This window comes from Gimesia benthica (genome assembly GCF_009720525.1).
Classification (GTDB): domain Bacteria; phylum Planctomycetota; class Planctomycetia; order Planctomycetales; family Planctomycetaceae; genus Gimesia; species Gimesia benthica.
On sequence record NZ_CP043930.1, the window covers coordinates 850,924 to 864,403 of the forward strand.

Annotated in this window: 10 protein-coding genes; 3 read left to right on the plus strand and 7 right to left on the minus strand. The window is 57.2% G+C overall.

From position 1 onward, the window contains the following. Nucleotides 1-2: 2 nt before the first annotated feature. The 5 genes from rbsK to F1728_RS03495 all read right to left on the minus strand — a co-directional run bounded on the left by rbsK (nt 3) and on the right by F1728_RS03495 (nt 6,246). The gene (gene rbsK, locus F1728_RS03475; RefSeq protein ID WP_155362921.1) at nt 3-932 is read right to left on the minus strand and encodes a ribokinase; all 930 of its coding nucleotides are present in this window, start codon (nt 930-932) and stop codon (nt 3-5) included. 18 nt (nt 933-950) lie between these two features. Continuing rightward, on the minus strand, nt 951-2,003 hold the full coding sequence (locus F1728_RS03480) for a nucleoside hydrolase (RefSeq protein ID WP_228030491.1): 1,053 nt from the start codon (nt 2,001-2,003) through the stop codon (nt 951-953). A gap of 39 nt (nt 2,004-2,042) precedes the next feature. After that, nucleotides 2,043-3,077, minus strand: a complete 1,035-nt coding sequence (locus F1728_RS03485; RefSeq protein WP_155362922.1) for a LacI family DNA-binding transcriptional regulator — start codon at nt 3,075-3,077, stop codon at nt 2,043-2,045. A gap of 419 nt (nt 3,078-3,496) precedes the next feature. Beyond that, on the minus strand, nt 3,497-4,675 hold the full coding sequence (locus F1728_RS03490; protein WP_194242665.1) for a glycoside hydrolase family 71/99-like protein: 1,179 nt from the start codon (nt 4,673-4,675) through the stop codon (nt 3,497-3,499). 71 nt (nt 4,676-4,746) lie between these two features. Beyond that, nucleotides 4,747-6,246 (minus strand): outer membrane protein assembly factor BamB family protein, encoded by a 1,500-nt coding sequence (locus tag F1728_RS03495; RefSeq protein ID WP_155362924.1) that lies wholly within the window; start codon nt 6,244-6,246, stop codon nt 4,747-4,749. 301 nt (nt 6,247-6,547) lie between these two features. Here F1728_RS03495 and F1728_RS03500 point away from each other — a divergent pair, with 301 nt between their 5' ends. Continuing rightward, entirely contained in the window at nt 6,548-7,987 is a 1,440-nt protein-coding gene (locus tag F1728_RS03500) for a DUF1501 domain-containing protein (RefSeq protein ID WP_145440588.1), read from the plus strand. A 785-nt stretch (nt 7,988-8,772) separates the two neighbouring features. Continuing rightward, nucleotides 8,773-9,939 (plus strand): FG-GAP repeat domain-containing protein, encoded by a 1,167-nt coding sequence (locus tag F1728_RS03505; RefSeq protein WP_155362925.1) that lies wholly within the window; start codon nt 8,773-8,775, stop codon nt 9,937-9,939. 9 nt (nt 9,940-9,948) lie between these two features. On the opposite strand, the gene F1728_RS03510 is transcribed toward F1728_RS03505, so the two are convergent. After that, nucleotides 9,949-10,695, minus strand: a complete 747-nt coding sequence (locus F1728_RS03510; RefSeq protein WP_145039560.1) for an SDR family NAD(P)-dependent oxidoreductase — start codon at nt 10,693-10,695, stop codon at nt 9,949-9,951. Nucleotides 10,696-10,748: 53 nt separating this feature from the next. After that, nucleotides 10,749-11,867 carry a mandelate racemase/muconate lactonizing enzyme family protein gene (locus F1728_RS03515; RefSeq protein WP_155362926.1) on the minus strand — a complete coding sequence of 373 codons (1,119 nt, stop codon included), beginning with the start codon at nt 11,865-11,867 and terminating at the stop codon, nt 10,749-10,751. Nucleotides 11,868-12,309: 442 nt separating this feature from the next. Here F1728_RS03515 and F1728_RS03520 point away from each other — a divergent pair, with 442 nt between their 5' ends. Continuing rightward, entirely contained in the window at nt 12,310-13,404 is a 1,095-nt protein-coding gene (locus F1728_RS03520; protein ID WP_155362927.1) for a serine hydrolase domain-containing protein, read from the plus strand. Nucleotides 13,405-13,480: the final 76 nt, after the last annotated feature.

The window sequence follows — 13,480 nt, forward strand, 5'->3', positions numbered from 1 at the left end:
TCTTATTTGGTTAAAAGTGTTTCAATCTGTTCCCGCGTCGGCATCGCCGACTGGGCGCCCACCCCGGATGCCGCCAGGGCCCCCGCCGCTGAAGCAAACCGGACGGCTTCCTTCAAATCGGCCTGTTCCGCCAGTCGGACTGCCAGTCCCGCCGCAAACGCATCTCCTGCTGCCGTCGAGTCGACCGCATCGACTTCAAACGCGGCTACCGTTTCCACGTACTCACCATCGAAGAGCACCGCCCCCTGATCGGCCAGTGTAATAATCGCCCGTCGCGGCCCCAACTGTGCCAGTTCAGGAAAGAGAGCCGCCGCCTCCTCCACCAAACCGACAGATTGCCCCAGCAGTGCCGCCGCCTCCGACTGATTCGGACAGATCAGATCCACGTCCAGCAGTTCCATCGGGAAGTGAGCCGGGGCAGGGGCCGGATCCAGGATCACGGATACCCCCGCCTCCCGCGCGATCTTCGCAGCTGCGATCACCGTCTCCACCGAGACTTCGAGCTGCATCAGCAGTACATCGCTGTCACAGATCACCTGCCGCGCCTGTTCCAGTTCCGCCGGTCCCACCAGACCGTTGGCACCGGGGACGACCAGAATCGCGTTTTCGCCGCTCGTCTCCACCATCACTACCGCAACACCGCTGGTAGTCTCTCGCTTGCGTGAGACGAGTTGCGTCTGCACGCCTTCGATCTCCAGGTTCTGCAGCAGTTCCTCTGCGAAACTGTCATCCCCCACGCAGCCGATCATGGTCACTTCCGCTCCCATCCGCGCTGCGGCGACCGCCTGGTTGGCGCCTTTGCCTCCGGGGTTCTCAACTTTCGCCTCTGCGATCACCGTCTCGCCCGGCAGGGGTAACTTCGCCGACCGGATCATCAGATCCATGTTGATCGACCCCAGCACGGCGATGCGGGCACGTCGTGTCTCGCTCATCACGGCCTCCCGTTCTATTTACTTCTGAGGAGGCTGACTGGAGAGCTGCACGAGTGCTTCAATCAGGCGGGCCCGCTGCACATCATTCAGTTTCAGATAGCGATGCTTGCCGTCCGCTGATTTTTGAAAGGTCGTCAGGCCATCTTTCTCAACGGTCACGGTGCCTGCATCCGACAGATCGAAATACCCCCGGTGCGGAAAGACGCCGTACAGCACGCTGGTCAGATCCCACGTAGGACGATCGTGCGGCGGCGGAATATACAGAATATAGGCCTCCGCCAGCGGATGATGATCTACGTAGTTATAGTCCTCCAGGATGCTCACGTGCGGGTAGGGTACCGAGAGACCAATTTCAAAGCCGCTCCAGACAATCGGCGTCGGCCAGTCTTGCGCCAGCTTCTGCGCCGCCGGGATGTCTTTCACCACGTTGTACTCCCGATGATCGACCATCTTCCCCTTACTCGGAATCTTCTCAAACGCCCCCGCCATTATTGACAGCAGTTTCACTTTCTGTTTTGCCAGTTGCTCCCCGGTCAGCGGACTGATGTCATCCGCGGGCGACTTGAGCAGATTCGCCAGATTCGTCGAGAACCCGACCTGCGCGATCACCACCGAATGATCTTTCGCTCCCGCCAGTGCCTTCCGCAACACGGTCACGGCTGAGGGAGCCTGTTTTGGATCCGTCAGATCGTGTGGATAACGCAGCTGGCCGTTGTCCTTCTTTTCCGCCAGCACATTAAACTTGCCCGGCTGGGGAGTCACGCCACTCTTGCAGACACCGATCGGCACATCCCCCTTACCATAAAACGTATTCACGGCATCGGTGAACGACGCCGCCAGCGGATTGTCTTTCGTAATGGTCACCGCCAGCAGCTTGCAGTCGCCACGGGCTTCCAGCGCGTGAATCATGCCCAACGCGAGAACATCGTCCACATCGTTTCCGATATCCGTGTCAAAGATCAGGGGCACCGGGCGTTCTGGCTCGGCAGCAGAAATCCGGTTCAGCGGTACTGCACAGACGAGGCAGAGCACCGCTGCCGTCAGGGCGAGCATCTGAGGGAATCGTTTCATTGCAGGATGTCCTTCTTCTGGTTGATAAATCGTCCTCGCTCAGGCGGGCGGCTGTATGGAAGCCCGCTGAATGAGCTGGACGGGAATCTGATAATGTTTCTGTTCGGGTGGAGTGCCGGTCCGGATCTGCTCCAGCAGTAATCGGGCCGCCACGCGCCCCAGCTGGTTCACATCCTGGCTCACCGACGAAAGCGGCGCAGCCAGATAAGCGGCGAACGGGTGATCGTCGAACGCGATCAATGATAGATCATCGGGAATGGTACGCCCCAGTTCGCTGGCCGCCCGCAGTGCTCCCAGTGCATTCTGGTTACTGAAAGCAAACAACGCGGTGATCTCGGGACGTTCCGTGAGCAGAATTTTCGCGGCTGCATATCCGGAAGCTTCATCAAAATTGTGACCTGCGATCAGGCTCGGATCATACTTCAGTCCCTGGTCCTCCAGGGCGGCCTGCACGCCCGCCAGTCGTTCCCGGTTGGGCAGGGTTTTGGGTAATCCCTGTAACACGCCGATTGTCTTGTGTCCCGCTTCCAGGAGCTGCTGCATCCCCTCCCGGGCTCCCGCCCGATGATCGGACGTCACACTCACCAGCGCGGGATCGTCAAAACCACGATCGACCAGCACCAGGGGCAGCTTCTGTTTCGCCAGCGATTTCAAATGGCGGTTCTCGATCCCCACCGGGCAGACCACCAGCCCCTCAATCTGACGGGCCTGCAGCTGGTCCACCAGCCGGGCCTCGGTCTCACTGTTTTCCTGGCTGTCTGTCAGCAGCACCGAATATCCCTCTTCCTCGGCAGCAAGGGTGATCTCCCGCGCAATCGCCGCAAAGAATGGGTTCGCAACATTGGGTAGCACCACGCCCAGCAGTTTCGTCTGTTGAGATCGCAACGACCGCGCCAACAGGCTGGGGGAGAACTGCAGCTTTTCAGCCGCTTTCCGCACCGACTGCTCGGTCGCACTGCTGATGCGATACGCTTCCGCCTTCCCGGAGAGAGCCCGTGAAGCCGTCGAGACACTCACTCCGGCAGCAGCAGCGACCTCTTTCAACGTAATCGTTTTGTTTACAGACTTGCTCATAGAACCCCTTTGCACAATCGATTGTGCATATTACCAGATCAACAGCGAAGATCAAGCAAAACCGGGATTTTCAGATTTAGAAATCAAACCAGGTGCAACTTAGGGGCTGGCCTGTCTGCCTGCCCGCCTCGCGACAGACGAATCAGTTGACACTTCAAATGGGACCGGATACCAATCTCAAAAAACACGAAACAGGGTGCCCCCTCGATGTTTTTCGAAATCTCAATGCCGGGTGGTACCGGATGTAATCCGGTATTGCCGCAGGCAACAGGAGGTCACAGGGAGCACGCTGACTGCATAAAAAACGCGCCTCACCTTGGAGAAATCATACAGATCGGATCGGCCCGGAAAAGGTAAATATCCGCCACCAGATGATCTCTACCAAAAGACGACTGATCAACGTCAGCCCCATCCTCCACTCACTCATCCAGCCGAAACTCTTCCAGAATCCGACGGGCCGGCGCTATGTCTCCGGCCAGGAGCAGGGCGGCGGCTTCATCCAGTTTCGCCGTCACTGTTTGCTCACCCGCATACTGTTTCTTGAGTCGATACCACAACACCGGCAGCCGTAAATCGCGGGCCGTCCCTGACACCTTCCGGGGAGACCTGGCACCAACAAACGAGCGGATGATCTCCAGATTCCGATAGCCCCCCTGTGCCTGAGGTTCCACCACGGTCCCCTCACCATAATCGTTCCAGGTCGCGACCTGAATCAGCGGCGTCTTGCTTTCTGCTGCCAGTTGCAACGTTTCCTGTAAGGTCTTTCCATCCCGGGCGTCGATTGCCCCATAGCTCTCATGCAGTCCCGCCTGCTGATAGATGTCGTGAAAGCCGGGAAAGGCAACTGATATAACCGTCTCCTGTGGCGCTCGTGCGTAGTACTCAGTGAGCCGTTTCCGCCACATTTCAGGCGTGACCGTTTTCCCGCCGGAAACGGGAGGCCAGGCAAAGAGTCCATCCAGACCGGCGGGTTGAACCAGATGCGGCAATCCACAGATCAGCGGCGAATGCTTCAAGCCGGTTCTCAATGCTTTCCACTGTGATTGATTTAAATACTGAGGACCGAAAACCAGCAGCAGAGGCTTGCCGTCAACCTGTAGATAAGCGTCATCGCCAAACCAGTGCTCGTCCAGCCAGCCCATCACGGATTTCCCCTGAGCCATCACCTGAGAGGCCGGAATCTGTTTTCCCTCTACCAGATGTTTGAGTGTCTGGTCTTCGTAACAGATCGCGAACTTCAATCCGGCCCGTTTCACAAATTTGACCAGGTGCTGCGTGTTACGGTGCACAATTCCATAATCGCGAAAATCCGTGATCCCGTACCAGTCGATGATCACCCCCTCAATCCCCGCCAGCTTCATGAGCAAGACCTGACACTCCAGCACATCGGGATCATTCGAGTCATACAGCCCGATCACAGGGGGATCATGCGTGGCCGCTTCTCTGATCCCTTTTCCAGCCCGCTTGTCCGGATTGAAATGCCCCATCGTCCAGTGCCAGCCCCATTGTCCGCTGACCGGCTTTGACGCATACCAGGGCATGTAATGCACGAAGACCGGTTGCTCAGCTTGTACAGAGATCTGAGACAGCAGAAACACCAAAAGCATGCTGCCCGCAGACAGCATGCTTTTGACTCGAAATGGAAATCTGAAACGCAGCCAGTTCACAATTATTTTAATCCTACAGAATATAAGTGCTTGCGGGTCCGAATAAACAACCGCCCGTCAGCGATCGCCGGTGTCCCCAGAATCGAATCCCCCATGTCATTCTTGGCGATGATCTTCTGCTCGGGACCGTCTTCCAGCACGACAATCTTCCCGTTCTCGCCAGCGACATAAATCTTTCCGTCGCCATAAATCGGAGAGGCGAAGTATTCGCATTCGTTCTGAATCCGTTTCGGTCCCCAGACCTTCTTGCCTTTGTCGATTTCATAACAGGTTGAAATTCCGCCCCCTTTGACCAGGAACATCCGGTTCTCTGTCACCAGCGGCGAGACGATATGGTCAGTGTACTTGGTCTTATGCTTCCAGAGCAGATGTGATTTCGTTACGTCGCCGCGTCCGCCCCCTTTGACGGCCAGCACGAACTCCTGGGCCGGCTCTTCACCAAACTTGGCACCCGCTTCATTTCCGGGAGGCAGAAACGCGATGTCCAGTTCTTCCCCTTCCAGTGCGCCGTCTTTATTCAGATCGCCCCGGTCGAAGGTCTTCTTGTAAAACGCTTCAGGGACTTTGGTTTTACCGACGAATGCCTGGATCTCTTCCTTGGTTACCTTACCATCGCTGTTACCGGTCTCCCAGCGGTCGATCGAAGCCAGCCACTGATTGGCAATCCCGCCACTCTGCAGCGAGACATAGATGATCCCGTCCCGGCTGACCGGCGTGGTTTTGATATTTCGCAGCAGGGTACGTGCACTCCAGAGCCGCTTCCCGGTCTTCGGATCGTAGCCGATCAGCTTCCCGGTTCCCGCGACAACGATTTCATCTCCTTTATCCGTTTCACAGATCACCGGATGCGAATAGTTCACCGCCTGGTCGCTGCGATCATCTTTCCAGACGATTTTCCCGGTCTTTTTATCGAAGGCATAAAATGCCGGCGCCAGGTCGTCGTCCTGACAGAACAGCACCAGATCCTTATACAGAGTCGGGGACATCCCCGCGCCCCATTTGAAAACGAAGTAGGGAATCGGCAGCTCCTGTTTCCAGACATCCGCCCCCGTCTCCGCATCGACGGCCAGCATCCCCAGTGTGCTGAAGTAGAAGTAAACCCGCTCGTCATCCGCAGCCGGGGTCGTGGCGGCAAAGCTGTTCGTTTTGTGAATCTCTAAAAGCTCACCCGTATCCCAGGTCCGCTCCCACAGTTTCTTACCGGTCTCGGCGTCAAAGGCATACAGGCCGACCTTCTCCTTGTCGACCATTCCCGATGTAAATACGCGTCCGCCCGCAACCACCGGGCAGCCGATGCCGTCGCCCAGTTCTGCAGACCAGATCACATTTTTCTGATCGTCGAACTCAGCCGGCAGTTTATGTTTCTCAGTGGAAACCCCAGAGCAGTTCGGGCCGCGGAACTGGGGCCAGTCCTCCGCCTGTGCGGGACGCATCCCGTTGAACCCGGTGAAACATAAAACCTGTAAAGCCAGCAACAAACACTGATTCCGTAACGAAAGCATTCCCTGAATCTCCTGCGATCTGAAAGAGAGATAACGTAGCGCGATAAACTCGACTCTTCAATACCTGATTATCTGTTATCCAATGTAACTGCATGTCACCACAAAACCTACAACAGAAATCAACTTTTTTCAGACCCGGAAAAACACATAAAAAACCTCACATATCATAGAGACAGCCTGTCGATGAATTGTTAGAATATCGCGACAGAAGTTTCCGGCCGCCTCGCCGAGGCTTCTCACTGCTGGCACGAGCAGGAATCGAATTCACGTAACAGACTGAATGGAACGAAAGGTTCACCCCATGTTCTCGATTCTGAATCAGCCCCAGCGCGCCGCGGGAAAGATGTCCCGTCGCGATGTTCTCACCACCGGCGGAGCAGGGCTCCTCGGTCTCTCGCTCCCGAAAATGCTGCAGGCGGAACAGCAGCAGATCGTCAACCCGTTTCAGGGGGGGCGGGCGAAATCTGTCATCTTCCTGTTCCTCTTCGGCGGCCCGAGCCAGCTCGAAACCTTCGACATGAAGCCGGAAGCCCCCAGCGAAATTCGCGGCCCTTTCCAGCCCATCGACTGCCGTACCCCGGGGCTGCTCATCAGCGAACACCTGCCGCGACTGGCGAATGTCTCCGATAAATTCTCCGTCGTCCGCAGCATGACGCACACCTTCAACGATCACAGTGGCGGCGGACATTACATTCAGACGGGGCAACGCTGGCACCTTCCCATCGGCGGTGGTTTCGATGCGACTCCCAAAGACTGGCCTTCGATGGGATCGGTTGTCGAATACCTGACTCAGCACACACCCGGCGGACTCGAACGCGATCTCCCCAACTACACAGTGCTTCCCAATCGACTCGGTCGCCTGCAGGCCGGCGGTCGTTACATCCGCCCCGGCGAATATGCGGGCTGGCTGGGACGCGCCTACAATCCGCTCTCCACCACCGTGGACAGCCGCGACTCCACCGATAATCCCTACTGGCGCGACTGCTCCGATAAAGAACTCAGTTACCAGATTGAAGGGCTCGCCCCTGAAGTTCCCCTGTCGACGATTCAGCGTCGCATCGATCTGCTCAAGCACTTCGATCTGATGAAACGCAACTTCGACAAAGAGGACGCGCAGATCTTCGACCGCTTTCGACAACGGGCGCTCGCCCTTTTGACTTCCGACAACACCCGTAATGCACTCGACATCAAACAGGAACCGGATGCCCTCCGCGATCAGTACGGACGGCACCTGTTCGGTCAATCCTGTCTGATGGCCCGCCGCCTCGTGGAAGCCGGCGTGCGCTTCGTCACCGTGCATTATGACTGTGTCGACGGCTACAGCTGGGACTCGCATCGCAACAGTGACGATGTTAAACAGAACCTGCTGCCGACCTTCGACCAGGGCTGCGCCACACTGCTGGCCGACCTGGAACAGCGGGGCATGCTCGACGAAACTCTCGTCGTCGCCCTGGGTGAAATGGGTCGTACTCCCAAACCAAACAAGAGCTGGGGCCGTGGCCACTGGAGCCAGCTCTTCCCGGCACTGCTCGCCGGAGCCGGCATCCAGGGAGGTACCACCTACGGCAGTTCCGACCGTCAGGCCACTAAACCGATTGAGCATCCCACGACTCCTGAAGACCTCGCCGCCACCATCTACTGGGCGCTGGGAATCGACCCGGGCCTGATGCTCCCCGACTCCCTCGAACGCCCCATCCCCATAAACGACGGCGGCGAACCGCTCAAACAGCTCTTCGGCTGAAGATGAATTACTGTTCGATGCCGGGGTGGTCCCGAATGCAATTCGGGATTGCCGCAGGCAACAGGAGGTCGCAGAGCACACGCAGTCTGTTTCTATTTCGCACCTCAATCTCACTCCAGTGCTCATCAAGACATGATCATCCACCACATCTGTTCTCCCAAATTCCCACCTGCCCAAATTCCAGCCTGTCGTGTTCCTCACTGAACGTCCCTCTCATCGACCTGCTCAAATCGAACTTGATCGCCTCTTTCCGAATCGTATCTTGTTGCAATTGTGCTTCGCGCGCGAGGCGGACGATGCGTGCACTGGAACACGACGAACCAGTGACCCAGATGCACCTGAATCGACGTCGAATTTTCCCGTTTTTCACCGGAACAGTTTGAACCGGTTCTCAATGTCTCGTCCCATTTCAAATCATTTCGGAGCATACTCAACGCATTTCAAATGATTCTCACCTGAATTTCAGATGCACTCACAGTGACTTCAGAATACGAATTCCACTTAACGCCCTCGCGCCGTTCGGGAAGATGGCATCCGTTCGCAGCCGCGTATAAAAACAACGCCTGCCATCACCCACAAACATAACCATCGGCACCGACGGGAACAGACAAAAACCGTCAGTGCCCCCCGTAGGTACTGCGCAAATTGAACTGTGAAGCGGGATCAGCTCGCTTCCGTAACAGAACACAGAATCCAAAAATTCTTGCATTCTCGACCACAATCGGCTTCAATCATGGTTGTCAACATCATCCCGCCTGTCCCCGTGTATCGATAAAAGGTTTCCCATGTTGCGCTCAGCCTTGATCACCGCCTGCCTGTTCTCGACCTCTGTCTGTTTCGCCGCAGACGCAACTCCGAAATTCAAACCACAGACCATCGACGATACCGTCGAGATCGGCTACGGCACCGCCATCGGTGATGTCAACGGAGATGGAAAGCCGGACATCCTGCTGGCCGACAAGAAGGAATTCGTCTGGTACGAAAACCCGAGCTGGCAGCGACACGTCATCGCCGAGAACCTCACCGAACGCGACAACGTCTGCATCGCCGCCCGCGATATTGACGGCGACGGAAAAGTCGAAATCGCTGTCGGCGGAGAATGGAATCCCGGCGACACCCTGAATTCCGGTGCGGTCTTCTATCTCGTTCCCCCAACCGACCGCAGCCAACTCTGGGAACCGGTGAAGCTACCCCACCAGCCGGTCGTGCATCGTATGCGCTGGGTCAAACTGGACGATCAGAAGTTCGCACTCGTCGTTTCCCCTCTGCACGGAAAAGGCAACAAGCGGGGCGAAGGGGCCGGCGTCAAACTCATCGCTTACGAAAAGCCGGACAACCCCCGGGACGAGTGGCAGCAGACCATCATCGAAGATACGATGCATGTCACTCACAATCTCGATCCTGCCCAGTGGATTCCGTCCACACCGGCGGAAGAAATTCTCTATGCCGGCCGCGAAGGTGCGATGCTGCTCTCCTACCAGAACGGAAAATGGTCTACTCAGAAATTCCCCCTCATCGAAGGGAGTGGAGAAATCCGCATGGGCCAGCTGGCACCAGAGAATCAGTTCATCGCCACCATCGAACCCCTGCACGGCGACCGCCTGGTACTCTACCAGTCTACTGCCTCGAACAAGGGAATCGACCAGCGCCAGGTTCTGGACGACAACATCAAAGCCGGCCACGCGGTCGCCACGGCAGACCTGTTCGGTGATTCGCGACAGGAAATCGTCGCAGGCTGGCGTACGCCCAACAAAGATCAGAAGGTGGGCGTCAAAGTCTACTGGGCCACCGACGCTTCAGGAAAAACGTGGGAGTCAGCCTGGATCGACGACAACGGCATGGCCTGTGAAGACCTGCGTCTGGGCGACCTGAACGGCGACGGCAAAATTGACATCGTCGCCGCCGGTCGCAATTCCCATAATCTGAAGATCTACTGGAACGAATCGAAGTAGACCAACCGGCTACATCGTCCTGCCGCCATCGACGACCAGCAGCTGCCCGGTCGAGAGTGACGTTCCCAGCGCGAGATAGACCACGGTATCCGCGATATCTTCCGGCAGGGCAGGGCGGGGGATTGGGTACTCGGAGGTCATCTCCGCCAGCTGTTCGTCAGTCATCACCCGCTTCAGCCAGCGGCTGTCGATCGGACCGGGACAGACAGAATTCACGCGAATCTCCGGTCCGAGGGCACGGGCCAGTGATTTCGTCATCGTATTCAGCGCCCCCTTACTCGCACAGTAAGGCACACTCGAACCGCGTCCATCAACGCCTGCCGTCGAACTCACGTTCACCGCCGCGCCAATATCACTCTCGCGCAACAGCTTCGCGGCGGCACGAATACAGAAGAAGGGGCCCTTCAGATTCACACCCAGCAGGCGATCCCAGATCTCCTCGGTCACCGCGTCCAGGTCGGTGTGTTCGATGAATTCGGTAGTCCCCGCATTATTCACGAGTACATCCAGTCGCCCCCATTTCTCTTCAACCTCGCCCACCATCTTCTTGACGCCGGCATCATCGCTGACATCGCACTGAATCAACAGCGCCTGCACACCCAGTTCTTCCACCAGCGTTTTGGTTTCCTCGGCTTCTGCCTGGCTCTGCGAATAGTTGACGACGATGTCAAAGCCCTCTTCGGCCAGCCGCAGGGCACAGGCCCGGCCCACGCCTGTGGCAGAACCGGTAATCAGGGCGACGTAATTATCATTCATCTGGGTTGTTTCCATATAAAACTTGTGTTTGAGAAAGCACGAATCAGCAGAGCTTAACCGCAGGGGTTGGCTTCGACAATGCCCCAGTCAACTTCCACTCCCAGTCCGGGAGCCTCGGGCAATGTAATCACAGGGCCTTCGATCTGTAGCGGATTTTTGACGACCGAGATTTCATGGTATTCCGGTCCCAGAATATCCCCCGGGTACTCTTCGATGTTCATGTTGGGGCAGGCGATCACCGAATGACACATCGCGGCCGAGGCGATATCCAGCTCCAGGTTCGAACCGATACTGCAGGGGATTCCATGTTCGCCGGCGTATTTCACAATCTCGACCGTCTTGCTGATGCCTCCGTTCTTGCCGGGATACACGTTGATCACATCGCAGGCTTCGTTACGAATACACTCTTTGGCATCCGCCAGGTCAAAGCAGATGTCATCCGCCATGATCTCGGGCTTGATCGCCCGTCTCACTTCAGCCAGTGCGGCGAAATCGCCCCGGTGCGTGGGCTGTTCGAACAGGGCCACATTGAAGTCTTCCATGCGTTCCATCGCGGCAATCGCGGTCGCTGCATCCCAGCCCGCGTTCGCATCGATGGTCAGTTCCAGGTTCGGCCCCATCGTTTCCCGCACCATTTTGACGCGGGCCACATCGTCATCGGGATTCGTCCCCACCTTGACCTTAATCGTGCTAAAACCGGCTTCCACCAGTTCTTTTGTCCGCCGCTCCGCCCGTTCCAGCGAGTAAGCGCCCATGGAGAACCGGCACTTAATCGAACGGCTGCGGGCAGCGCCGCCCAGCAGTTCATATACGGGCTTACCCGCTTCTTTGCCTTTAATATCCCAGCAGGCCATCTCAATCGCCGACTTGGCAAACCAGTTCCCCTGCGCGATCTTGTCCATAATCAGATTCACGCCATCAATATCACACGGATCATGCCCCAGCAGCAGGGGAGTAAAAATGCGATCCACCAGTGCCTGGGCGCCCCAGACCGTCTCACCACTCCAGCGGGAGATGACCGTCGCCTCGCCGGCCCCTTCAATCCCGGCATCGGTCTCGACGCGCAACACCAGATATTGAGAAACATCATGTTTCCCCAGTGCGGAGATCATGCGGCGTTCCGGTTTGAGGGGAATGCGTACGGGAAAGGTCTTAATCGCGGTAATCTTCATGGCTGGTCGTCTCGCTTCCTTTCAGAGTGAGTAAGAACTCAAACATCAACCGGCGCGGGTTGGGGATGGTTGCTCTCATAATACCAGAACCCGTATCAATCAGAAATCATCAGCCCCACCGTGAACCCAAAAATCCTCGGTCCGGGGTGGGCCCGAATGCAATTCGGGCCGAGCGCAGCGAGCAGGAAACTGACAGGGAGAGAGACCAATCCAGAACCAGGAAACCAAGCTGAGCGAGTCGTAGGGGCGGTGTCCATGTGCCCGCCCGCCTGGTGACATCCAGATCAGATCACACTTCGAATGGGACCGGATACCACTTTCGAATAACACAACACAGAGTGGCCCCTACGTGTTACCCTCAGTTGAATTCCCCCCCGCATTCCGCTAAAAGCAACGTACACTTTATGCCTCAATCCCGAACCCTGAACTCAGCGAGTTTTCCGTGTCTACACTGTCAGATCGTCTCCCCACCACCGAACAACGCATCCTCGCAGGGATCGAAGCAGGACTGCATACCGGCGTACAGATCTACGTCTCTCACCAGGGAGAAACCATCGCGGATACCGGCGTCGGCGAAGCACGTCCCGGAGTGCCTATGACCGCCGAGACAATCAACCTCTGGCTCTCTGCAGGCAAACCACTGACAGCGATGGCCATCGCCCGGCTCTGGGAACAGGGACAACTGAGCCTCGACGACCGCGTCACCCGGTACATCCCCGAGTTCGGCACGCACGGTAAAGAACCGATCACGCTGCTGCACATCCTCAATCACACTGCCGGCTTCCGTAACGTCGATCCCGGCTGGCCGGAACTGAGCTGGGAAGAATCCCTGCAACGCATCTGTGACGCGCCCCTCGAAGAGAACTGGCAGATTGGTAAATCTGCAGGTTACCATGTGTCGTCCAGCTGGTTCATCCTCGGTGAAGTCCTGCAACGGATTACTGAAACCGCTTATCCCCAGGCCATGCGGGAACTGATTCTCGAACCGCTGGGTATGACCGGCAGCTGGCTCGGCATGCCTGCAGAAGTCTACGACCAGTCCCAGGAGAACATCGCGTACGTGTACCAGCGAGATAAAGGGGAGATGCTGCTTACCGACTGGCACGAGGCGCCGCGGTGTGTCAAAGCTTCGCCCGGCGGCAATGCCCGCGGCCCCATCCGTGAGCTGGGCTGGTTCTACGAATGCCTGCTCAATGCGGGAATGCCTCTGTTTGATCCACAGACAGTTGAAACCATGACCACCCGACATCGCGTCGATGAATTCGACCTGACCCTGCAGCACAAGGTCGACTATGGTCTGGGCTTCATCGTCAATTCAAATCGCTACGGCGCTCAAACCGTTCCCTACGGATTTGGTGAGGCCGCTTCCGAGCCGACCTTCGGACACGGCGGCTCTCAGTCTTCCATCGCTTTTGCAGATCCTGAGCGGGAACTGGTCGTCGCGGTTGTCGCGAATGGCAGACCAGGTGAACCCAAACACCAGCGCCGCGCAAAAGAAATCAACGACGCCATCTACGCCGACCTCGGACTGGCATAGAGAACTCACAGCGGGTGGTCCCGGATGCAATCCGGGATTGCCGCAGGCAACAGGAGGTCTCAGTTCTCACGTTGTC